This window comes from Candidatus Acidiferrales bacterium (assembly GCA_035515795.1).
In the GTDB taxonomy this organism is placed as follows: Bacteria; Bacteroidota; Ignavibacteria; order Kryptoniales; family JAKASW01; genus JAKASW01.
Genome location: DATJAY010000004.1, coordinates 1 through 19,826 on the forward strand (window position 1 = coordinate 1; position 19,826 = coordinate 19,826).

Annotated in this window: 30 protein-coding genes and 1 tRNA gene; 27 read left to right on the forward strand and 4 right to left on the reverse strand. The window is 48.0% G+C overall.

The window, feature by feature from the left end:
- The 25 genes from rplB to yihA all read left to right on the forward strand — a co-directional run.
- A partial coding sequence (gene rplB / locus VLX91_02700; GenBank protein ID HUI29101.1) for a 50S ribosomal protein L2 occupies window positions 1-757 on the forward strand: 757 nt, incomplete at its 5' end.
- A 13-nt stretch (window positions 758-770) separates the two neighbouring features.
- Window positions 771-1,061, forward strand: a complete 291-nt coding sequence (gene rpsS, locus VLX91_02705) for a 30S ribosomal protein S19 (GenBank protein HUI29102.1) — start codon at window positions 771-773, stop codon at window positions 1,059-1,061.
- Window positions 1,062-1,074: 13 nt separating this feature from the next.
- Window positions 1,075-1,419, forward strand: coding sequence for a 50S ribosomal protein L22 (gene rplV / locus VLX91_02710; GenBank protein ID HUI29103.1), 345 nt, complete (start codon window positions 1,075-1,077; stop codon window positions 1,417-1,419).
- 14 nt (window positions 1,420-1,433) lie between these two features.
- On the forward strand, window positions 1,434-2,075 hold the full coding sequence (rpsC, locus tag VLX91_02715) for a 30S ribosomal protein S3 (protein ID HUI29104.1): 642 nt from the start codon (window positions 1,434-1,436) through the stop codon (window positions 2,073-2,075).
- A 25-nt stretch (window positions 2,076-2,100) separates the two neighbouring features.
- Window positions 2,101-2,514 carry a 50S ribosomal protein L16 gene (gene rplP / locus VLX91_02720; GenBank protein ID HUI29105.1) on the forward strand — a complete coding sequence of 138 codons (414 nt, stop codon included), beginning with the start codon at window positions 2,101-2,103 and terminating at the stop codon, window positions 2,512-2,514.
- Window positions 2,515-2,545: 31 nt separating this feature from the next.
- Window positions 2,546-2,749, forward strand: coding sequence for a 50S ribosomal protein L29 (gene rpmC / locus VLX91_02725; protein ID HUI29106.1), 204 nt, complete (start codon window positions 2,546-2,548; stop codon window positions 2,747-2,749).
- A complete protein-coding gene (gene rpsQ / locus VLX91_02730) occupies window positions 2,749-3,012 on the forward strand; it encodes a 30S ribosomal protein S17 (GenBank protein ID HUI29107.1) in 264 nt (87 codons plus the stop codon). The genes rpmC and rpsQ overlap by 1 nt, the downstream gene beginning before the upstream one ends.
- Window positions 3,013-3,101: 89 nt before the next feature.
- Window positions 3,102-3,470: a 50S ribosomal protein L14 gene (gene rplN / locus VLX91_02735; protein HUI29108.1), complete on the forward strand. Its 369-nt coding sequence runs from the start codon at window positions 3,102-3,104 to the stop codon at window positions 3,468-3,470.
- A 17-nt stretch (window positions 3,471-3,487) separates the two neighbouring features.
- Window positions 3,488-3,808, forward strand: coding sequence for a 50S ribosomal protein L24 (gene rplX, locus VLX91_02740; GenBank protein ID HUI29109.1), 321 nt, complete (start codon window positions 3,488-3,490; stop codon window positions 3,806-3,808).
- A 13-nt stretch (window positions 3,809-3,821) separates the two neighbouring features.
- Window positions 3,822-4,586, forward strand: a complete 765-nt coding sequence (rplE, locus tag VLX91_02745) for a 50S ribosomal protein L5 (GenBank protein HUI29110.1) — start codon at window positions 3,822-3,824, stop codon at window positions 4,584-4,586.
- A 230-nt stretch (window positions 4,587-4,816) separates the two neighbouring features.
- Window positions 4,817-5,212 (forward strand): 30S ribosomal protein S8, encoded by a 396-nt coding sequence (gene rpsH, locus VLX91_02750; protein ID HUI29111.1) that lies wholly within the window; start codon window positions 4,817-4,819, stop codon window positions 5,210-5,212.
- A gap of 12 nt (window positions 5,213-5,224) precedes the next feature.
- The gene (gene rplF, locus VLX91_02755; GenBank protein ID HUI29112.1) at window positions 5,225-5,770 is read left to right on the forward strand and encodes a 50S ribosomal protein L6; all 546 of its coding nucleotides are present in this window, start codon (window positions 5,225-5,227) and stop codon (window positions 5,768-5,770) included.
- A gap of 18 nt (window positions 5,771-5,788) precedes the next feature.
- Window positions 5,789-6,160 carry a 50S ribosomal protein L18 gene (gene rplR, locus VLX91_02760; GenBank protein ID HUI29113.1) on the forward strand — a complete coding sequence of 124 codons (372 nt, stop codon included), beginning with the start codon at window positions 5,789-5,791 and terminating at the stop codon, window positions 6,158-6,160.
- 22 nt (window positions 6,161-6,182) lie between these two features.
- Entirely contained in the window at window positions 6,183-6,770 is a 588-nt protein-coding gene (gene rpsE, locus VLX91_02765; protein HUI29114.1) for a 30S ribosomal protein S5, read from the forward strand.
- On the forward strand, window positions 6,767-6,955 hold the full coding sequence (rpmD, locus tag VLX91_02770; protein ID HUI29115.1) for a 50S ribosomal protein L30: 189 nt from the start codon (window positions 6,767-6,769) through the stop codon (window positions 6,953-6,955). The genes rpsE and rpmD overlap by 4 nt, the downstream gene beginning before the upstream one ends.
- Window positions 6,956-6,966: 11 nt before the next feature.
- Window positions 6,967-7,458, forward strand: a complete 492-nt coding sequence (rplO, locus tag VLX91_02775) for a 50S ribosomal protein L15 (protein HUI29116.1) — start codon at window positions 6,967-6,969, stop codon at window positions 7,456-7,458.
- A gap of 3 nt (window positions 7,459-7,461) precedes the next feature.
- A complete protein-coding gene (secY, locus tag VLX91_02780; GenBank protein HUI29117.1) occupies window positions 7,462-8,805 on the forward strand; it encodes a preprotein translocase subunit SecY in 1,344 nt (447 codons plus the stop codon).
- Window positions 8,806-8,811: 6 nt separating this feature from the next.
- Window positions 8,812-9,579 carry a type I methionyl aminopeptidase gene (gene map, locus VLX91_02785; GenBank protein ID HUI29118.1) on the forward strand — a complete coding sequence of 256 codons (768 nt, stop codon included), beginning with the start codon at window positions 8,812-8,814 and terminating at the stop codon, window positions 9,577-9,579.
- On the forward strand, window positions 9,572-9,790 hold the full coding sequence (infA, locus tag VLX91_02790; GenBank protein HUI29119.1) for a translation initiation factor IF-1: 219 nt from the start codon (window positions 9,572-9,574) through the stop codon (window positions 9,788-9,790). Before map ends, infA begins: the two co-directional genes overlap by 8 nt.
- A 217-nt stretch (window positions 9,791-10,007) precedes the next feature.
- Window positions 10,008-10,391: a 30S ribosomal protein S13 gene (rpsM, locus tag VLX91_02795; protein HUI29120.1), complete on the forward strand. Its 384-nt coding sequence runs from the start codon at window positions 10,008-10,010 to the stop codon at window positions 10,389-10,391.
- 18 nt (window positions 10,392-10,409) lie between these two features.
- Window positions 10,410-10,796: a 30S ribosomal protein S11 gene (rpsK, locus tag VLX91_02800; protein ID HUI29121.1), complete on the forward strand. Its 387-nt coding sequence runs from the start codon at window positions 10,410-10,412 to the stop codon at window positions 10,794-10,796.
- 23 nt (window positions 10,797-10,819) lie between these two features.
- Window positions 10,820-11,452 (forward strand): 30S ribosomal protein S4, encoded by a 633-nt coding sequence (gene rpsD, locus VLX91_02805; protein HUI29122.1) that lies wholly within the window; start codon window positions 10,820-10,822, stop codon window positions 11,450-11,452.
- An 86-nt stretch (window positions 11,453-11,538) separates the two neighbouring features.
- Complete coding sequence (locus tag VLX91_02810; GenBank protein HUI29123.1) at window positions 11,539-12,528, forward strand: DNA-directed RNA polymerase subunit alpha; 990 nt, start codon at window positions 11,539-11,541, stop codon at window positions 12,526-12,528.
- Window positions 12,529-12,615: 87 nt separating this feature from the next.
- Entirely contained in the window at window positions 12,616-13,101 is a 486-nt protein-coding gene (gene rplQ / locus VLX91_02815) for a 50S ribosomal protein L17 (GenBank protein ID HUI29124.1), read from the forward strand.
- 155 nt (window positions 13,102-13,256) lie between these two features.
- Window positions 13,257-13,853 carry a ribosome biogenesis GTP-binding protein YihA/YsxC gene (gene yihA, locus VLX91_02820; protein ID HUI29125.1) on the forward strand — a complete coding sequence of 199 codons (597 nt, stop codon included), beginning with the start codon at window positions 13,257-13,259 and terminating at the stop codon, window positions 13,851-13,853.
- Between the two features lie 105 nt (window positions 13,854-13,958).
- Here the strand turns inward: yihA and VLX91_02825 are convergent, their stop codons facing one another.
- From VLX91_02825 to VLX91_02840, 4 genes are all read right to left on the reverse strand, one after another.
- On the reverse strand, window positions 13,959-15,116 hold the full coding sequence (locus tag VLX91_02825; GenBank protein ID HUI29126.1) for a hypothetical protein: 1,158 nt from the start codon (window positions 15,114-15,116) through the stop codon (window positions 13,959-13,961).
- Window positions 15,113-16,543, reverse strand: coding sequence for a hypothetical protein (locus VLX91_02830; protein ID HUI29127.1), 1,431 nt, complete (start codon window positions 16,541-16,543; stop codon window positions 15,113-15,115). Before VLX91_02830 ends, VLX91_02825 begins: the two co-directional genes overlap by 4 nt.
- Window positions 16,544-16,661: 118 nt before the next feature.
- Window positions 16,662-16,748: transfer RNA gene (locus VLX91_02835), tRNA-Ser, on the reverse strand.
- A gap of 103 nt (window positions 16,749-16,851) precedes the next feature.
- The gene (locus tag VLX91_02840) at window positions 16,852-17,490 is read right to left on the reverse strand and encodes a TonB family protein (protein HUI29128.1); all 639 of its coding nucleotides are present in this window, start codon (window positions 17,488-17,490) and stop codon (window positions 16,852-16,854) included.
- Between the two features lie 148 nt (window positions 17,491-17,638).
- On the opposite strand from VLX91_02840, the gene VLX91_02845 reads away from it, so the two are divergent.
- Together VLX91_02845 and nusA are read left to right on the forward strand one after the other, a co-directional pair.
- Window positions 17,639-18,274 carry a hypothetical protein gene (locus VLX91_02845; protein HUI29129.1) on the forward strand — a complete coding sequence of 212 codons (636 nt, stop codon included), beginning with the start codon at window positions 17,639-17,641 and terminating at the stop codon, window positions 18,272-18,274.
- Window positions 18,275-18,306: 32 nt separating this feature from the next.
- A complete protein-coding gene (nusA, locus tag VLX91_02850; protein ID HUI29130.1) occupies window positions 18,307-19,806 on the forward strand; it encodes a transcription termination factor NusA in 1,500 nt (499 codons plus the stop codon).
- Window positions 19,807-19,826: the final 20 nt, after the last annotated feature.

Genomic DNA, 19,826 nt, shown 5'->3' on the forward strand with positions numbered 1-19,826 from the left:
TACAAAGACAAAACCCGAGAAGGCTCTCATAGTTCCTTTGAAGAGCACAGCCGGAAGAAACAACCAAGGAAGGATCACTTCCCGTCACCGGGGCGGGGCACATAAGAAGTTCTATCGCATAATAGATTTCAAGAGAAATAAAGTAGGGATCAATGCGAAAGTCGCTTCAATCGAATATGATCCGAACAGAAATGCCCGCATAGCGCTGCTCCACTATGTTGACGGCGAGAAGCGATATATCATTTCCCCCGACGGATTGAAAGTTGGCGAAATTGTCCAGACGGGTGAGCAGGCGGAAATCAAAGTCGGCAATGCGATGCCTTTGAAGAACGTACCGGTCGGAACGACGGTTCACGCAGTCGAGCTTAAGCCCGGCAAAGGAGCACAATTGGCTCGCAGTGCGGGAAATTCAGCTCAGCTCGCCGCGAAGGAAGGTGATTTCGCAACCCTCAGGCTCCCATCGGGTGAAATGCGGATGGTCAGAGCGGAGTGCATGGCAACGGTCGGCGTCGTCAGTAATGCAGAGTTTGAGAATATCAGCTGGGGAAAAGCGGGAAGGATGAGGTGGTTTGGACTCAGGCCTCAATCCCGCGGAGTAGTCATGAACCCGGTCGACCATCCTCACGGCGGCGGCGAAGGCAAATCTCCGCAGGGAAATCCGCATCCGGTTTCTCCGTGGGGCTGGAAAACAAAAGGTTTAAAGACACGCAAGAAGAAAAAGCAATCAAGCAAGTACATCGTTAAACGCAGGAAGTAGTAGTTGAGATAATATGGCACGTTCTGTAAAAAAAGGCATTTTTGTCGATCCTAAACTTCTTAAGAAGATCGAGGATCTGAACAAGAAAAATCAGAAAAAAGTGATCAAGACGTGGGCGCGCGACAGTATGATCGTTCCTGATTTTGTGGGTCATACTTTCGCGGTTCACAACGGAAACAAATTTATTCCCGTTTACATAATTGAAGCCATGGTAGGTCACAGGCTCGGCGAGTTTGCTCCCACACGCACTTTCAGAGTGCATCCCGGTGTGAAGAAAGAAACCGAAACCGCGCCGGCATCGTAAGGAGTCTAATCATATGGAATCACGTGCAGTAGCGAGATATATCGGATCGTCTCCAAGAAAGATGCGGCTGGTTGTCGATCTCATAAGGGGCAAAAGTGTCGGTCAGGCATTGTCCATACTTCACTTTTCCCCGAAGCACGCATCTAAGGATGCCGAGAAGGCCGTGAGATCCGCGGTCGCGAACATCATGAATCGGGAAGACGTCGGCAAGGTGGATGAAGAGAGTTTGTACGTCAAGGAAATTTTTATCGATGGCGGTCCGTCCGCGAAGAGAGTTTTACCCGCTCCGCAGGGACGAGCATATAGGATCAGAAAAAGAAGCAACCACATTACCGTGGTAGTTGCTACGAAAGAATGAATTAGGAGGAACTTTTGGGACAAAAAACTAACCCCATCGGCTTCAGACTCGGGATTACTCGCGATTGGGATTCGACATGGTTTGAACGCAAAGGGTATTCCAAATTGCTGGGTGAAGATGAGAAGGTCAGAAGTTATCTGCGGAGCCGCCTTGATAAAGCGGGCGTCTCGCGGGTAAGTATCGAGAGGAAAGGAAGTCAGATGACGGTTTCAATTCATACGAGCCGTCCGGGGATAGTCATCGGAAAAAGCGGCAAGGATGTGAACCAGCTCGAAGCTGAGTTAAAAAAGCTGACCAAGAGAGAAGCGGTGAAGATCAAGACTTTCGAGATCAAACGACCCGAGCTCGACGCTTATTTAGTTGCCGAAAATATAGCGACTCAAATCGAAGGACGGATAAATTTCCGGCGTGCCATGAAGAATGCCATTACATCGGCAACCCGAATGGGAGCAGAAGGAATTCGTGTGATGTGCGCGGGCAGACTCGGGGGAGCAGAAATTGCCCGAACGGAACAGTACCGCGAAGGAAGAGTTCCGCTCCATACCCTTCGTGCGGATATCGATTATGCAAGCCTGGCGGCGAGGACGATATACGGTTTGATCGGTGTGAAGGTTTGGATCTGCCGCGGCGAAGTTTACGGACCTCTGCCGAGGTAATGCAAGGAGAGATTGAAAAATGTTAATGCCGAAAAGAGTAAAATATAGAAAAGCCCAGCGCGGAAGGATGCGCGGCAAGGCCCAGCGCGGAAGCTCTGTCGCTTTCGGAGATTTCGGACTGAAGGCACTTGAACCGGGATGGATTACCGCAAGGCAAATCGAAGCTGCTCGTGTCGCGTTGACGCGACAGATGAAGCGTGACGGCAGAATCTGGATCAGAATATTTCCGGACAGGCCGGTTACCAAAAAACCCGCTGAAACAAGGATGGGAAAAGGAAAGGGTATGCCGGAGTTCTGGGTTGCTGTCGTAAAGCCGGGCAAGATAATGTTTGAAATAGGCGGCGTCGCTGCGCCTCTTGCCGAAGCGGCGCTGAGGCTGGCGGCTCACAAGCTTCCGATTAAGACGAAGTTTGTCGCACGAATGGATTACGAGGGTTAATGAGATGATCAAGCCTCATGAGATTCGGTCGATGTCAGAAAAAGAAATTTTGCAGCATATAAAAGAAAATGTTGAAGCATTGGATAAGATTAATTTCCAGAAGGCTGTTGGCGGAGAAGTGAAGAATCCGGTCCAGGTTAGATTCCTGAAGAAAGAGATTGCGAGAATGAAAACAATTCTCCGAGAGCGTCAAGCTGAAGCGGCGAAGAGTCCTTCTGAAAAGGAGACTGCGTGATGGAAGCGGCAAGCAGAAGTTTGAGAAAAGTGAGGATCGGAAAAGTCGTGAGCACGAAGATGCAGAAGTCTATCGTTGTAAGTATCGAGAGGCTTGTTCAGCATCCTATTTATAAGAAATATTCCAAGAGAACGACCAATCTGATGGCGCATGATGAAAAAAATGAAGCGGGTCTTGGAGACACCGTCAAGATCATGGAGACCCGGCCGCTGTCGAGCAGAAAACGCTGGCGTCTAGTCGAAATTGTCGAAAAAGCAAAGTAGAAACTGAAACTCATGGTACGTGAAGAGAAAAATAAGGTGGATCATTGTTTTTCATGGCACATGAAGAGTAAGAGAAGGTAGATCAGGAAATGATTCAGGAAGAGACTAATCTTGTCGTCGCCGACAATTCCGGTGCAAAGAAAGTACGATGTATTCGCGTGCTCGGCGGACATGATCGTCGTTATGCCGGGCTCGGAGATCTAATCGTGGTTTCGGTGAAACAGGCAATCCCGGGTGCCGAAGTGAAGAAGGGCGATGTGTCGAGAGCCGTTGTTGTACGCACGAAGAAAGAATACAAGAGGCCTGATGGTACTTTCATAAGATTCGATGAGAATGCGGCGGTGTTATTGAATCCGCAAGGCGAACCGCGCGGCACCAGAATTTTTGGGCCTGTTGCCCGTGAGCTCCGAGACAAGCAATTCATGAAAATAGTCTCGTTGGCGCCGGAAGTTCTCTAAGCAGAAAGGTTTCAAGAATGCACGTTCACAAAAATGACATGGTCCTGGTAATAAGCGGCAATTCGCGCGGCAAGACGGGAAAGGTCCTTCGCGTTCTCCCTGACAAGAAAAAAGTTCTGGTGGAAGGCGTAAATGTCAGAAAGCGCCACACGAGGCCGACGCAAAAAATGCCGGCGGGCGGAATACTCGAGCGCGAGATGCCGGTTCACGCTTCGACTGTAATGGTGATCTGTCCTAAGTGCAACAATGCGAGCCGGATCGGCTATGCGAGTGTTGCCGGAGCAGCAGGACGGAAACAAAAGATGAGAGTCTGCAAAAACTGCGAAGAAATGTTTTAAACGAGTTTTGAATATGGCAAAAGAAAAAACTAACGACCCCGCTCACAGGAAAGAGAATCCCCCGAAGGAATCGGCCGCGGCTGATCCTAAAACGGAGGCTGTGGAAAAAAAGAAGAAGCCTGCTCAGGCAAAACCGGCTACTGAGAAGTCCAAGGCGAAGCCGGAGAAAGCCAAAGCCGAGGAACCGCCGGAGCCGAAAGTACCCCCGCGTCTATTTGAGATTTACAGGAAAGATATCATCCCGGCTTTGATGAAAAGGTTCAGTTATAAAAATACCATGCAGGTGCCGAAGCTGGAGAAAATTGCTCTCAACTGCGGTGTCGGCGCTGCAACTCAGGATCCAAAAATTCTTGACACGGTTGTTCGGGAATTGACGGTTATCGCCGGTCAGAAACCCTCAATCAGAAAATCGAAGAAGGCGATCTCGAATTTCAAACTCCGTGAGAATATCCCGATCGGCTGCAAGGTTACGCTGCGAAGAGAGAAGATGTATGAATTCATGGATCGCCTGATAACTCTCGCGATTCCCCGCGTTCGCGACTTTCGCGGGGTGCCTGATAAATCCTTCGACGGCCGCGGCAATTACACGCTCGGCTTAAAAGAGCAAATCATTTTTCCGGAGATCGATGTCGACAAGGTAGAGAGAATTTTTGGTATGGACATCACTTTTGTAACTACAGCCAAGACCGATGAAGAAGCTTACGAATTGTTGAAAGGCTTCGGGATGCCTTTCAGAAAACGCGAAGCGTCCGAGGGAGAGTTTGGGAAAGCTGCCTAATCTCAAAAGGAGTAATTGAAAAGTGGCACGAACTGCAATGATCGTTAAGGCTCAGAGAGAGCCGAAATATAGAGTGAGAAAGCATAACCGATGCACGATATGCGGCAGGCCGAGGGCATATTATCGCAAGTTCGGTATTTGTCGTATATGTTTTAGAAAATTGGCGCTGGAAGGGTTAATACCCGGCGTCAAAAAAGCAAGTTGGTAATTTAATTTAGGAGTGGAAGTCGATGTCAATGACTGACCCCATTGCTGATTTTCTCACGAGGTTGAGAAACGCCGCGCTTGCACGACAGAGAAAAGTCGATGTGCCGGCAAGCAATTTGAAAAAAGCAATCACAAAAATACTTTATGAACAGCACTACATAGATAAATACACCGAGCTTCAGTCTCCTCCGCAGGGGACGATACGGATTTATCTTAGATACTACAACGGCATGCCGGTTCTTTCCGGAATGAAACGCGTTTCCGTTCCGGGACGCCGGGTGTACGCCGGAGCGGAGGAGCTTCCTCGCGTCCTTAACGGACTCGGGGTCGCAATCATCTCCACCAACAAAGGCGTGATGACCGACAAGGATGCGCGTCGCCTAAACGTGGGCGGTGAAGTAATCTGTTATATATGGTAAGGAGTTTCTAAAGTGTCACGAATTGGTAAAAAGCCCGTTCCCATTCCAAAAGGAGTAACGGTACAGGTCACCGGAAACGAAGTGAAAGTCAAAGGACCGAAGGGTGAAATGTCTACGGTTCTTCACCCCGATATTTCGATAGAAGTGAAACCCGAAGAAGTTGTTGTCAGAGTCAATAGTGACGATAATTTCCATAATGCCCTCCATGGTTTATGGAGAGCCAATCTTAACAACATGGTTAATGGAACGACCAGGGGCTATGAAAAGAAGCTTGAAATAGTAGGAGTTGGATATCGTGCCGAAATGAAAGGAACGAATATTCAGATGACACTTGGTTTCTCGCATTCAATTCTTTTTAAGCCTCCGAAAGGGATCAAGGTCGAGACACCTTCGCCTACCAACATCGTCGTGTCGGGTGTCGATAAGCAGCTTGTCGGACAGATTGCTGCGAAGCTAAGATCTTTTCGCCCGCCTGAGCCGTATAAAGGCAAAGGAGTCAAGTATGAAGGTGAGTTTATTCGCCGCAAAGCAGGCAAAGCAGCAGCTGCGGCCAAGTAAAATTAAAGGTTTGATTAAATGGGACGTCTTCAAGTAAAGAAAGAGCGCAGGGAAAGAGCCAAAAGAGGACTAAGGAAGAGTATCAGAGGAACATCTGACTGCCCGCGCCTGGTGATTTTCCGAAGCCTGAAACATATTTACGGCGCAATTGTCGATGACACGCAGGGGAAGACAATCCTGCAGGTGTCAAGCTTAAGTAAAGAAATTGCCGACGCAGTGAAGGCTGCGAAAGGGAAAACCAACCGAAGCAAAGCAGTTGGTGTTGCACTTGCCAAGAAGGCGCTCGAGAAAAACATTCAGAAAGTGGTATTTGACCGCGCAGGATATCTGTACCACGGCAGACTCAAGGCGTTTGCAGATGGTGCCCGCGAAGGCGGATTAAAATTTTGACCATGATTAAAGGGGTTTGGAAATGAAACTAAAAAACCTAAAAGGCGCACAAAGAGTTAAGCCGGATCAAACGGAGCTTAAAGAGAAGCTGGTTCATATTAACCGCGTTGCGAAAGTCGTCAAAGGCGGACGGCGTTTTAGCTTTAACGCGATAGTTGTTGTTGGTGATGGGAAGGGAAGCGTCGGCATCGGACTCGGTAAGGCAAACGAGGTCAACGATGCCATCAGCAAGGGAGTTGATGACGCGAAGAAAAACGTCGTACACGTAGCGGTTCTTAGAGGAACGATTCCTCACGCCATCGTCGGAAAGTTCGGAGCCGCGAAAGTTTTGCTGAAGCCGGCTACTCCGGGTACCGGTGTAATTGCCGGCGGAGGCGTACGGGCAGTTCTGGAGTCCGCGGGAGTTCAGGATGTCTTGACGAAGTCCATGGGTTCATCGAATCCACATAACGTTGTTAAGGCAACGATGCGCGCGCTTTTGAATCTTTCGGACCCAAGAATGGTAACTGAAAGAAGAGGACTGCAAATCAGGGATCTGTTCCCTCTAGAGCGGACGTCTTCCGACTCCAGTGCGGATGGATCGCAAGAATCTCCGCAGGTGACGAAATGAGTAGCGCGAAGAAAATCAAGATCACACAGATTAGAAGTACGATTGAGAGGCCTGAACCGCAGAAACGTACCATCAAGGCGCTTGGTTTAGGTAAGATCAGAAAATCGGTTGTAAAAGCAGACACTCCTCAGATAAGAGGAATGATTGCAAAGGTTCGACACCTGATTCAGGTCGAAGAGGCATAGGAGTTTTTTAGATGAATATTCTCGGAAATTTGAAGCATTCGCCGGGCGCGAGGAAAAAAGTGAAGCGGATTGGACGTGGCGTCGGCTCGGGACACGGCAAGACTGCCGGCAAAGGTCATAAAGGTCAGCGTTCACGGTCGGGAGACCAAATCAGGCCATGGTTCGAGGGCGGACAGATGCCTCTCAATCGCCGGATTCCAAAATTTGGTTTCAGGAGCCCGTTCCGTGTTGAGTACCAGGTTATCAATGTATCGACACTCGGCAAGTTGGCCGAAGCTGGTAAATTGCCGGATGGTGTGGTCACGCCGGAGATTCTATACAAAGTCGGCGCGGTGTCGAAGAAATCTCGGCCCGTGAAAATTCTCGGGGACGGCGAGCTCTCTAAAAAATTGGATGTCTCAGCGAACGCATTTAGCGGTTCAGCATCGAAAAAAATCGAAGCTGCCGGCGGCTCGGTGAAGAAAATCACGGAGCTATCCGCGGCAAAAACAATTGAGTCGTAACAAATGTCAAGACTAACTGACAGCCTGAGAAATATTTTCAAGGTCGAAGACCTGAGGAAGAGAATTCTTTATACCGCAGGGTTGCTTATCGTGGTACGCATCGGCGCACATATTACCCTGCCGGGAGTTGACGCTTCGTTACTAGCGGAGTCGATTCGAAACCAGTCACAGAACACTTTGTTCGGTCTTTATGATCTGTTTGCGGGCGGCGCGTTCCAGAACGCGGCGATATTTGCAGAAGGAATCATGCCGTATATCAGTGCGTCGATCGTCATACAGTTGCTGGGCGCCGTAGTTCCATATTTCCAGAAGCTCCAGAAGGAAGGCGAGGAAGGTCACAAGAAAATCACTCAACTGACGCGTTACGGCACGGTTTTGATCTCGGCTCTGCAAGGCTGGGGAATCAGCGTCAGACTCCAGAGCATGGTTGCAACCGGGGGTCTTCCTGTCGTTCCCGATCCAGTTCGTGGACTCGGATTTACGATCTCAACGGTCATAGTTCTGACGGCAGGGACGATCTTCATGATGTGGCTCGGCGAGCAGATGACCGAAAAAGGGATCGGCAACGGGATTTCGTTAATAATTACTATCGGCATCATCGCCAGGTTTCCGAATGCAGTTCTCGATGAGTATCAGCTTGTCAGCTCCGGTACGCGCGGGTTTATTTCCGAGGTTGTGATTGTCGCCCTCATGATTGCGATCGTCTCGGCGATTGTTTACGTCACGGACGGCACCCGAAAAATTCCCGTTCAATATGCGAAGAGAGTGGTCGGCCGAAAGGTTTACGGCGGTGTGACGCAGTACATTCCGATCAGAGTCAATACGGCAGGCGTCATGCCGATCATCTTCGCGCAGTCGATCATGTTTGTGCCGCAGACGATCTTGACTTTTTTCCCTGAAAACGAATTCATGCAGAGTATATCGGGATATTTTTCATATACGTCGTGGGTCTATTCGTTCATCTATGCACTTATGATTATTTTCTTCACGTATTTTTACACTGCCATCGCTTTTAATCCGAAGGACGTAGCGGACAATATGAAGAAACAGGGGGGGTTCGTCCCCGGAATCAGACCCGGGCAACATACTGCAGATTTCATTGACAACATTCTGACGAAAATCACTTTGCCGGGATCCATTTTTCTTTCGATCGTTGCCATTCTCCCCGCGTTTATGGTGAGATTTGGCGTAAGTTCATCATTCTCGTCGTTCTTTGGAGGAACAAGTTTGTTGATTATCGTCGGAGTTGCCCTCGATACGGTTCATCAAATCGAGTCGCAGCTCGTGATGCACCACTATGATGGCTTTATGAAGACGGGAAGATTGAAGAGCCGTCGTTACTCTTGATGGCTTATGATAAACATCAAAACATCCCGCGAAATAGATCAGATGCGCGAGGTCGGAAGAATAGTCGCTGGAATTCTTGATTTGGTTGAGAAAAATATAAAGTCTGGAATCACGACCAAGGAATTGGACGAACTCGCGGAAGATTATGTTCTTTCAAAAGGTGCGAAGCCTGCCTTCAAGGGCTATGGATTTGACAAGAAGAATCTTTTCCCTGCCACGATTTGCTTGTCGATTGACGATCAGGTCGTGCATGGCATCCCGGGTGCCCGCAAGTTAGAGAAAGGGCAGATTCTCTCCGTCGATGTCGGCGCTGTAAAGGATGGATATTATGGAGATGCCGCGAAGACTTTTGCGATCGGAGACGTATCCGAGGAAAAGAAAAAATTGGTGGAGGTGACGGAAAAAGCGCTTCAGCTCGGGATTGAGAATGCCGTAGCAGGAAACCATGTTGAAGATATTTCCCAAGCCATCCAGGAGTATGTCGAAGGAAACGGATTTTCCGTCGTCCGCGATTTGGTAGGCCATGGGATTGGAACAAAATTGCACGAAGATCCGCCCGTCCCCAATTACGGCAGGAAAGGGAAGGGATCTCTGTTGAGAAATGGAATGACGATCGCAATTGAACCGATGGTCAACGCAGGAGCCTATAAGGTTTTTACTGCGGAAGACGGTTGGACGGTCTATACATCGGACGGCAAACCTTCGGCGCATTTCGAGCACACGATCGTTGTGACTGATGGACGACCAGAGATATTGACGTTTTTAAATGGCTAAACAGGGACAAATTAAAGTCGACGGAACGATCACTGAGACTTTGCCGAACGCAACTTTTCATGTGAAGCTGGAGAACGGTCATGAGGTCCTGGCTCATATCTCCGGCAAGATGAGAATGAATTTCATAAAAATTCTTGTAGGAGATAAGGTCACGGTGGAGCTTTCGCCGTATGATCTCAGCAAAGGCAGAATCATTTACCGTTACAAATAAATATTTTGAAGTGGCAAAAATTTTATTAAAGAGAATCTAAGATGAAAGTCAGAGCATCGGTCAGAAAACTTTGCGATAATTGCAAGGTGATAAAACGTAAAGGCGTCGTTAGAGTCATTTGCAAGAAGAACCCCAAACACAAACAGCGCCAGGGGTGAGAGAGAATAAGGTGTCAGTCGATGACGGATGCCGATAGTTAACAAAAAGGAGAATTAAGTTGGCGAGAATTGCTGGAGTAGATTTACCGAAAGCCAAGCGCGCTGGCTACGGTTTGACATATATCTTCGGGATCGGTCACCATTCCGCCCTGCAAATATTGGACAAGGCAGGTGTGGATCCGACGAAGCATGTCGGTGAGCTGACCGATGAGGAAGTCGCGAGAATTCGACAGGTGATTACTTCGGATTACAAAGTTGAAGGCGCACTCAGAAGTGAGACACAAATGAATATCAAGCGCCTCATGGATATCGGTAGTTACCGCGGGCTCAGACATCGTAAGGGGCTTCCTGTGAGAGGACAGCGCACAAGGACGAATTCCCGCACCCGTAAGGGAAAAAGACGAACAGTTGCAGGGAAGAAGAAAGTTTTAGCTAAGAAGTAAAAAATAGGAGATTTTGATTTGGCGAAGGTTGCAAGCAAGAAGCGGAAAAAAACATCGGTCGATGCTCATGGAATAGCGCATATAAAAGCAACATTCAACAACACCGTTGTTGCTCTGACAGACATCTATGGAAACATTGTGGCGTGGTCATCTGCCGGCAAGATGGGATTCAAAGGGTCGAGAAAGAGCACACCGTATTCGGCGCAGATGGCCGCAGAGGCGGCAGCGAAGGAAGCTGCAAATCTGGGAATGAAGAAAGTAGAAGTGCTCGTGAAAGGCCCCGGGTCAGGCCGCGAGGCAGCTATCAGAGCGCTGCAAACCGGCGGTCTGGAAATTACAAGCATACGCGACGTCACGCCTATTCCGCATAACGGTTGCAGGCCCCCAAAGAGACGCAGAGTTTAATTAAAAATTTTTCGGAGTGGTAGATGGCAAGATATGTTGACGCAAGTTGCAGACTTTGCAGAAGAGAGAGACAAAAACTGTTTTTAAAAGGAGTAAAGTGCTACACGGAGAAATGCCCGCTCGAGAGGCGTAACTACGCTCCCGGTCAACACGGACTCCGCAGAAGAGCAAAGGTGAGCGAGTATGGAGTGCAGCTTCGCGAAAAACAAAAAGTGAAGAGGATTTACGGAGTGTTTGAACAGCAATTCAGACGCTACTTCGAGATGGCGACTCATCAAAAAGGAAGAACCGGCGAGAACCTGCTGAAACTTCTTGAGCGAAGACTCGATAATGTTTTGTATAGAATCGGATTTGCTCCATCCAGGAAATCTGCAAGGCAGCTTGTGCTCCACGGCCACTTTATGGTTAACGGCAGAAAAGTCGACGTCGGGTCTTTTCTACTCAGAGCGGGTGATGTAATCAAGGTTGCGGAGCGAAGCAACCAGGTCGATACGATTCACTCCTCCTTGAAACGAGTTAAAGACGGAATGTTGCCGTCGTATTTGCAGCTTGACAAGGCACAACTTACCGGTACATTTCTGCAAATCCCGGAACGCGCTGAAATACCGCTCCCGGATGTTAACGAGCAACTTATCGTCGAACTGTATTCCAAATAATACCATGGTACGTCTGAATTTCAGGATTAACGAAATCTTGAGAATTCTCTGAATCCAGGTCAAATTTTAATTGAGGTGAAAATCTAATGAGCACCGTGAAATTGCAAATGCCCGAAACGATAGTTTTAGACCAATCAACCTATAGCAACAATTTCGGCCGGTTTTTTGTGGAGCCGCTGGAACGCGGCTTCGGGACAACTTTAGGAAATTCATTCAGACGAGTTCTTTTGTCTTCAATTCCGGGATGGGCATTTACCCATTTTAGGATTCCAGGTGCTCTTCATGAGTTTTCGACCATAAAGGGTCTGTCGGAAGATCTCGTCGACTTTACCCTGAACTTGAAGGGTGTCCGGATCAAGCTGATAGATAAGAAATTGAACAAAATAAATCTTAAGCTGAAAGGTCCGATGGATTTCAAAGCTGAAGAAATTCAGAGGCAGTATCCGCAGATTGAGGTTTTGAATCCGGAACATCACGTAGGAACGTTGAGCGATTCTAAGGAATTGGAAATTGAATTGCGGATAGGAAGAGGAAAAGGTTATGAGCCCAGTGAGGATCATAAACTCACCGAGGCGCCGGAGGATCTGGTCTCGATAGACGCACTTTTTTCTCCGATCAAAAATGTCAGGTTCTTTGTCCAGCCGACCGGAGTCGGTGAGAAAACGACACTCGAAAAATTGACGATTGAAATCGAGACCGACGGTTCCATAACTCCTGAAGATGCATTGACCACTGCTGCGAAGATGTTGCAGGACCACATCCAATTATTCTTGAATCTTGGAATACATCAGGAATCCTCGGACGAGAGTTCGGCGGCGGAGGAAGAGGCTGCACGAATCAGAAAACTATTGAAAATGTCGGTGGACGAACTCGAACTTTCCGTCCGAGCTCACAATTGCCTGAAAGCTGCAAACATCCACACCATTTCTGAACTCGTGAACAAAGATGAGGCGGAACTTCTTCGCTTCAGAAACTTCGGACGGAAATCGCTGGCCGAACTCGCTGAGAAAATCGGGAGCATGGGACTCAATTTTGGGATGGACATCAGCAAGTATTTGAAAGACGACAACGAATAAGTTGAAAGCTAATAGTGAAGAGCTAAAAACGGGACGCTCCATTATTCTTAACTCTTCACTCCTGAAAGAATTGCGGAGTTTATTGAAATGAGACATCTGAATAAAGGAAGAAAACTGAAGAGAACGGCGAGTCATCGAGAGGCGCTGATGGAATCGCTGGCAACAAGCTTGATTCTTTACAAGCAAGTGCGGACGACTCTTGCTAAGGCAAAGGAAATGCGCAGTTTTATTGAGCCTCTGATCACGAAGGCAAAGAGCGATGGGGTTCCTGCACGGCGACAAGTTGCAAGATTTATCAAGAATCGGGATGCGGTGAAGATTCTTTTTAGTGAGATCGCGCCAAAGGTTATGGAGAGAGCAGGCGGATATACGAGAGTAGTGAAGTTGGGTCAACGGCATGGTGATGGCGGCGAGGTAGCCATTATCGAGCTGGTCGACTTCAATGCCGCCGACGAAGCGGAGAAGCGTCGGAAACAACCGAAGGAAAAAGAAGCTCAGCCAAAGGAAGAGAAATCTGAAAAGGCTACTTCAGGACAGGAATCAAAAGCAGAGTCCGCTGCCTCAAGGCAGTAATCGACACCTCCACCAGAGAGGCGCCCAATAAAGGACCAGCCGTGAAAGAAAAACTGTCACAGGCCGTCATTGTCTGGGTAGATTGAAATTTTCCCGCCTTTTTACTAAATTATAAATGATGTGAACAAGTCTAACTTTGATGGGGATATGACCTTATGAAAATTGACACGGCGAAATTTGTGACCAGTGCTGTGGACTACTCCCAAGTACCGGACACGGAATTACCGGAGATCGCATTTATCGGCAGGTCAAATGTCGGCAAGTCTTCCCTGATAAATAAGCTCTGCAATAAAAAGAATCTTGCGCAGGCAAGTTCAACTCCCGGGAAAACACGTTCTTTGAATTTTTTCCTGATAAACGAGGAGCGTTACTTCGTTGATCTACCGGGGTACGGTTACGCTATTGCTCCTGAACATATGAAATCAAGCTGGGCGAAACTAGTCGAAACCTACCTTCAAGAGCGAAAGCAGTTAAAACTTGTAATCCAGATATTGGACGCGCGACACGAACCGATGGAGTTGGACAAGATAATGATAGGCTGGCTTGAATTCTACAAAATCCCCTACGTGATAGTCATGACAAAAGCTGACAAGCTTTCCCAGAACAAGATGAACACGCACATGGCCCGTGCAAAGGCCCAGCTGCCGAACCTGAGGCTCTGTCAGTGCTTCTTACCTTTCTCGGCAATCTCCGGACAGGGACGGCCCGAGCTTGTGAAACTCATAGATGACTTCTCGCAGTCGAAAGACTGAGAGAAACAGGCTTAAATTCTACTTACACTATTAGGCGGGACCGCGGTGACGATGCGGGTCCAGCGTGTCGACCTCGCCTTGCTGCCCCTTAGCCGGCATAGATCTTCAGCCTCGTGAGCTCACTGCGGCTTTGTCTATCGCCATCACTTTAGAAATCATCCATCCAACAACACCAAGCCCCGCAACGAACAGAAGAAGAAAAATTATCATCGGGCTCCACTGAGTGTTTACGGTCTCCGTTGTAATATCCCGAAATCGAGATAGCTCTGTATTCTGCACCCACTGCCTGCTGATTGCATTCAATGTTATGACCACGAACTGCGCAAGTGCCGCAGTCGCTACCAAGCTCTTACTCGGCAGCAGATTCGATTTGACTCTCATGAACATCAGCAGCATAGCAAGCCATGGAGCACCGGGTGAAAGTGCGGTAAAGATGAAAAGAACAATCACCGATGGAGAATTACCAACGCGAGTCAGTGTGAACTCATCCAGCGCGCCGAAAATGTACCAGCTTCCGGTAACGGCGAACCAAATCGCTGCAAAGGTGAAAATGCCGAAGGCAAATCGTATAGCCCACGCCTTGTATCCGCTCGACGTAGAATCTTTTCTGAAGTAAAAAGCATCGAACACAATGTAAACAGCCGTCGTCATCATCGCTATCCCGAACATCATCAGCCACCGGGGAAACAGGGTCGGATCGGAAATGTTCAAGGCCTGGCCCGTCACTGCTCCTGCCGCGTTCGTTCGTTCGAAGATTCTTGTCCACTCGTTTACATTTACCATCAAACTAAAGTTGTTGGCAAAAAGAAATCCGATAATTATGAAAAGGATCGAGCTTACCCACGCCGATGCGACAGCGAATTTCGTCTTCCTGTTATTTCGAACGTTGAGCGAGTAGACGTAGACGCCATAGTAAGCAAAGACCAGAAGGAAGATCACGCTCAGCCACGGCCATCCTATTAAAACTCCGGCCGGATAGTAAAATTGATAATAGCTGACCTGTGTGAAGAGAAGAGGAACGATGCCGAGGTTGACACCCATTGCAACGATTATCGGCATACTTCGAGAAAGACGATGGGAAAGCTCTTCTGCGTGATTTTTCCCGAACGTTCCAAAGACCGCGACGATCAACATCCCGGCATACCAGATATTCATCGGGATCATGTGAAGAATAAATCCTAGGACTTTGAAGAAAGTTATGAACCAGAATGGTGCGGGGTTTCCGAGCGGTGAGGATGGCGCGATAAGATCTTGTGGATTCATTTCCCAATACCTCCTCCCTTCATTTGGGTTATGTCGGATTTTGAACGAATTGTTTCTCCCGAAAATATCATCCCGCTCGGGGAGTTGAGGGATATGCTTTCAAGAAATTTTGTTAGCAATATAGCCTCCTCCCTAGTTCCGCACCATGGCGGCATAAAGTAATGTGCCTTGTCGAGGTGGGTCACCACCGTATTGATCATGCTTTCACTCCAGCCGCGGGTGTATTCAGACACGCCCGAGAATCCTTTTTCCGAATGACAATCATTGCAATGATATTGGAAGAGGATTTTTCCAACCGCAAGTTGATCCGTTTCAGGCAACTGCAACAGTTTTGCACCATCTATATTTCCGTCCAAACCCATGACCTGCGGGTAGTGAGATCTAACAAATGCTTTTGTCCAGACCCCGCCGTTAAGGTATCCGGTCGCCTGCAGCTTTGGTATCTCTGAAGTGAGGACGTTGTTTCCTACCACATAATTATAGATGATGAAGGGTTTGCGCACACCTTCGCGGATGAACTCGCCGGTCGATGTGGCTGCTATTCCGATCGCAAAATATAGTATCGCAAATCCCGGATTGATCCAGCCCGGGTTCTTATGCGGGCCGAAGTACAGCATGAAGAAAACGACCGCCGAGGCTGCGAAGACGAGTGCGGTCAATACATTCAATGCGCTGGCGCCGGCGAGAGCTGCTTTACTGCTCGCAGGAAGGTTTATGTACCACCATGCTCCTCCGATCGTCACGAGCGCGGCTCCCACCATCGACCACGTAGCCGTTCTAGTTTCGACCAGAGATCGCAGATTTGAGTCGTTCTTCAATTTGAATGCCGCGTGCAAATAAATGTAGAGCGATGCCATCAGGAGGGAAGCTCCGCTTCTTGCGACAATCTGAGGCAACGTTTGCGGATTAAAAAATGCTACCCACATTCCTTTGTCGGGAGTCCAGGTTCCGATGTCAAGTTGGAACGCCGTAATGCCGGTTATTATCACGAGGCTCATATAGGCCGATACAGCATAGATCCAGCCTATGATCTTGTGCGTATGCGGGTCCAACTTTCCCCAGTAGTAGAAGAAAATAAATGCGGACGAAATCTCGAGCACGAAGAAGACGTACTCCATCGCCCATCCGAAAACGAATATATGAATCAACGATTCCGTGGCGAGTGGAGAGGAGAGTCCAATTATCCACCATATTCCGACCCCGGTTATTGCCCCGAAGACAACGGTGAGGAGGATAAAGAAAAACGTGTGTGATCTCAGGTAATCGAGAAGAGATTTGTTGTTTATTTTGTAGGCGTGAGAAACCTCACCTGCTAATACTATTCCACCGCCAACGGCGTACAACGAGGTGAAAATATGGATCGTGGCGATTAAAGCGATGAGCATTGGGGAGGTGAGGTATGGTACGTACCACCATGGATAATGCATTCAGTCCTCCGAAAAGGTTACGGCACAATTGAACGATGATGTATAGTGAAAAGTCTATAATGAATGGTCAACGGTGAGACCGCATTTTCTTTTGTCGATTCACTTTTAACTATTTTTGCGGAGAGGGAGGGATTCGAACCCTCGATACCCCGAAGGGTATTCCGGTTTTCAAGACCGGTCGATTCAACCACTCTCGCACCTCTCCAGTACGTCCTGGCACGATTTTTGGCTCCGGCCATGGTTGATGGCCGCCATGCGTTCAGGGACTACAGCAACAATTTACAGGTCTTCAGATAGAGTTACAATTCTTATAGCTGATTTCCCTCGAGTGACCTCTTGAAGATCACGAAGTTCAGGCCAAATGGAATCGGATGAGTATATTCGCCGGGTTTCAGTTTCTGAAGCACGTCTTGAACTTCATCTTCATACATGTGAATATCCACGGGCCCTAAATCTCCGCCATTTTGTGCTGAAGGGGAAGCGGAATATTTTTTAGCCAGAGACTCAAAACTATCTCCGGTCTGCAACGCAGCGTAGGCTGAATCGGCATCTGCCATAGTGGTACACATGATTTCTGAAAGCTTCATCATTAGAGGCGGCGACGGGATGACATGAGCAAGTTGTGAAATCTTTAACTGGATCGGCTTCCCGTTAGCCATAGCGGGTGAGTATCTCCATTGAAGAATGCACTTTACTGCCGCAGAATCCCATTGCGGATCGCCTGTAGAATTCTGAAGTTGTGCATAAAGGACTTTGCCTTCCTTGCTAATGAGCAGGTCCATTTTGAGATTGAAGTCAGATGATTTGAGAGCCGGTGGCGGAGAAGGAAGTGGAATCTTCTGGATCAACGTCGGCGGAGTGATTTCCGATCCCATTTGTCCGAATGTCGCGCAGCCGACATACAGAAATACTACGAGTCCCAGCGGAAGAACCTTTAACCCTGACATAGTAATCTCCTTTCTTTGTTCGTTGTTTTTACATTACTAACAAATGTTTTTAAAAGCAACTCTGGGGCCTTGTGGTCCAGTAGACTCGCTCGTGGACCTTGTCTCGTGTCAAAAACAAGAATAATGTCTCCACCAATAGAGGCAACTGATGGAGAAATCTCGACCGAAAACATGCAAAAGGACTTTTCTTAAGGTTTTGATCCATAGACTCAGGCGCTCCTTTGCTGAAAGAGCTGTGGTGTGGGTTGAACAAGTAGATTCCTTAATGTATATTGCTTTACTCCGACTAGTGGCCCGGAATTTCTGGGCTATTTTTTTAGAAGATATGGAAAAAACAGAGAAAATAGAGAGTTTAAAGAGATTGTTGAAACCGGCGATCGAAAGTAACGGAGCCTTCTTGGTAGATATTTCTCTTAAGGGAGACCAACGGCGGCCACTCCTTGAGGTCTTTTGTGAGACAGAGAGCGGAATATCAATTGACAAGTGTGCGGAGATTAGCAGAGAAATATTACCGTTGATCGACTCATCCAGAGTTCTGGGAGATAATTTCCGTTTAGATGTCTCTTCGCCGGGTATAGGAGTGCCACTGAAGGACAAGAGGCAATTTAAAAGAAACATCGGCAAGCTGATGTCCATCAAGTACCGTGACGAGCTAGAGGTGAAACATATTGAAGGCGATATGATCGATATAAAAGATGAGAAAATGGTCGTAAAGACGCAAAGTGGTACGGTCGAAGTCGGTTTTGATTTGGTCGATGAAGCAATTGTAAAAATAAGATGGTGACATCAACAACGAACGCCATCGGGAGAAGATAAATGCATACTGAAAAAAGTGAAATAATTTCAGCGGCTGCGGAGATTGCTAAGGAGAAGGGCATCGACAAAGAAGTCGTTTCGGAAATTTTGGAAGAGGTCTTCTCGGGAATTGTACAGAAGAAATACGGAGAAGACGTAGAAACAGATATAGTCACGAATGCGGACCGGGGTGAGATCGAGATTTACGTCATCAAGACGATCGTGGAACACGTGGATAACCCCGCAAAAGAAATCAGTCTTGAGGCGGTGAAACAATTGGACCCGAGCGGTGAGTTTGAAATAGGGGATCAGTATCCGGAAGAAATTTCTCCAGTGGATCTTGGCAGGCGGCTCGTGGTCTTTGCCAGACAGACGTTCCTACAGCGTCTCCACGAGTACGAAAAGAACGTCATCTACGACGAGTATAACAAGATGATCGGAGAGATCGTCGTCGGAGAGATTTACCAGGTCAAGCGCGACTTCATACTTGTTAATCACAACAGGCGTGAACTTTTTCTCCCACGTTCGGAGCAAATCTCGAATGAGCATTATAGAAAAAATTCTACGATCCGCGCCGTGGTCAAGGAGGTGCGGAAAGGAACTTCGGGACCTCAGGTGATCATATCGAGATCCGATCCGATGTTTCTTAAAAAACTGTTCGAGATGGAGATCCCTGAAATTTTTGACGGCGTTGTGGAAATCAAAGCAATTGCGCGTGAACCCGGCAAGAGAGCAAAAGTTGCGGTTCTTTCTATAGATTCGCGAGTTGACGCCGTCGGTGCTTGTGTCGGGATGAAAGGCGTGAGAATTCATTCGATCGTTCGCGAGCTGAATAATGAGAATATCGATGTCCTGAATTATTCCGACAATCCCACTCTTTTCGTAGAACGAGCACTTACTCCGGCAAAAGTCACGCGTGCTGAAGTGGACTTGGAAAACCACAAGGCTCAGGTGTGGGTCGACAATAATCAGGAGTCAATAGCGATCGGTAAGGAAGGCGTTAACGTGAAACTGGCATCGCGGTTGACAGGTTTCGACATAGATTTGATGAGAGAGAGCGCAGCACCCGAAACAAAGAGGGGTGAAAAGAGGCAAGCTGAAGAATATGATATCGATCTGTCCGAATTCAAAGAGGAACTTGGCGAGGTATTGTTGACAAGTTTTCTGGATGCCGGTTACCTGACTGCAAGGAACGTCTTGGAAGCGACAGAGGAAGAAATAAAGACCGATGTCGATATCTCTCTCGAGGAAATTTCCAAGATAAAGGACATGATGCGCAAAGAGCTTGAGGACGAACCTGAAAGCGAAGATGAGAATGAAATCGCAGATCAGCCGCAGGGTCTGAGCCAGACTCATGATGAGAAGACGGAATCTACCGAGGCGGTTCGCTCGGGCGAGGACAATCCAGCCGCTTCCGGAAATTCAGATGATGGGCCTTCCGCAGACGGAGAAACCGATAGCGCAAAGGTTGAGGATTCTGGCTCAAATGATGGAATAAATCCGGGCGTGAAAGAAGAATAGAGGCAAAGAGAAAACTCGAC

What these genes read in the sequence shown, in the direction of transcription:
- rpmC (HUI29106.1), top strand. Translation starts at nt 2,546, where the DNA reads ATGTCAGAAAAAGAAATTTTGCAGCATATAAAAGAAAATGTTGAAGCA.
- rpsD (HUI29122.1), top strand. Translation starts at nt 10,820, where the DNA reads ATGGCAAGATATGTTGACGCAAGTTGCAGACTTTGCAGAAGAGAGAGA.
- rplE (HUI29110.1), top strand. Translation starts at nt 3,822, where the DNA reads ATGGCAAAAGAAAAAACTAACGACCCCGCTCACAGGAAAGAGAATCCC.
- VLX91_02830 (HUI29127.1), bottom strand. Translation starts at nt 16,543, where the DNA reads ATGCATTATCCATGGTGGTACGTACCATACCTCACCTCCCCAATGCTC.
- VLX91_02845 (HUI29129.1), top strand. Translation starts at nt 17,639, where the DNA reads ATGGAGAAATCTCGACCGAAAACATGCAAAAGGACTTTTCTTAAGGTT.
- rpmD (HUI29115.1), top strand. Translation starts at nt 6,767, where the DNA reads ATGAGTAGCGCGAAGAAAATCAAGATCACACAGATTAGAAGTACGATT.
- VLX91_02840 (HUI29128.1), bottom strand. Translation starts at nt 17,490, where the DNA reads ATGTCAGGGTTAAAGGTTCTTCCGCTGGGACTCGTAGTATTTCTGTAT.
- rplN (HUI29108.1), top strand. Translation starts at nt 3,102, where the DNA reads ATGATTCAGGAAGAGACTAATCTTGTCGTCGCCGACAATTCCGGTGCA.
- rplX (HUI29109.1), top strand. Translation starts at nt 3,488, where the DNA reads ATGCACGTTCACAAAAATGACATGGTCCTGGTAATAAGCGGCAATTCG.
- rplO (HUI29116.1), top strand. Translation starts at nt 6,967, where the DNA reads ATGAATATTCTCGGAAATTTGAAGCATTCGCCGGGCGCGAGGAAAAAA.
- yihA (HUI29125.1), top strand. Translation starts at nt 13,257, where the DNA reads ATGAAAATTGACACGGCGAAATTTGTGACCAGTGCTGTGGACTACTCC.
- rplR (HUI29113.1), top strand. Translation starts at nt 5,789, where the DNA reads ATGGGACGTCTTCAAGTAAAGAAAGAGCGCAGGGAAAGAGCCAAAAGA.
- VLX91_02825 (HUI29126.1), bottom strand. Translation starts at nt 15,116, where the DNA reads ATGAATCCACAAGATCTTATCGCGCCATCCTCACCGCTCGGAAACCCC.
- rpsE (HUI29114.1), top strand. Translation starts at nt 6,183, where the DNA reads ATGAAACTAAAAAACCTAAAAGGCGCACAAAGAGTTAAGCCGGATCAA.
- rpsS (HUI29102.1), top strand. Translation starts at nt 771, where the DNA reads ATGGCACGTTCTGTAAAAAAAGGCATTTTTGTCGATCCTAAACTTCTT.
- rplQ (HUI29124.1), top strand. Translation starts at nt 12,616, where the DNA reads ATGAGACATCTGAATAAAGGAAGAAAACTGAAGAGAACGGCGAGTCAT.
- rplV (HUI29103.1), top strand. Translation starts at nt 1,075, where the DNA reads ATGGAATCACGTGCAGTAGCGAGATATATCGGATCGTCTCCAAGAAAG.
- nusA (HUI29130.1), top strand. Translation starts at nt 18,307, where the DNA reads ATGCATACTGAAAAAAGTGAAATAATTTCAGCGGCTGCGGAGATTGCT.
- rpsQ (HUI29107.1), top strand. Translation starts at nt 2,749, where the DNA reads ATGGAAGCGGCAAGCAGAAGTTTGAGAAAAGTGAGGATCGGAAAAGTC.
- map (HUI29118.1), top strand. Translation starts at nt 8,812, where the DNA reads ATGATAAACATCAAAACATCCCGCGAAATAGATCAGATGCGCGAGGTC.
- rplP (HUI29105.1), top strand. Translation starts at nt 2,101, where the DNA reads ATGCCGAAAAGAGTAAAATATAGAAAAGCCCAGCGCGGAAGGATGCGC.
- secY (HUI29117.1), top strand. Translation starts at nt 7,462, where the DNA reads ATGTCAAGACTAACTGACAGCCTGAGAAATATTTTCAAGGTCGAAGAC.
- infA (HUI29119.1), top strand. Translation starts at nt 9,572, where the DNA reads ATGGCTAAACAGGGACAAATTAAAGTCGACGGAACGATCACTGAGACT.
- VLX91_02810 (HUI29123.1), top strand. Translation starts at nt 11,539, where the DNA reads ATGAGCACCGTGAAATTGCAAATGCCCGAAACGATAGTTTTAGACCAA.
- rpsH (HUI29111.1), top strand. Translation starts at nt 4,817, where the DNA reads ATGTCAATGACTGACCCCATTGCTGATTTTCTCACGAGGTTGAGAAAC.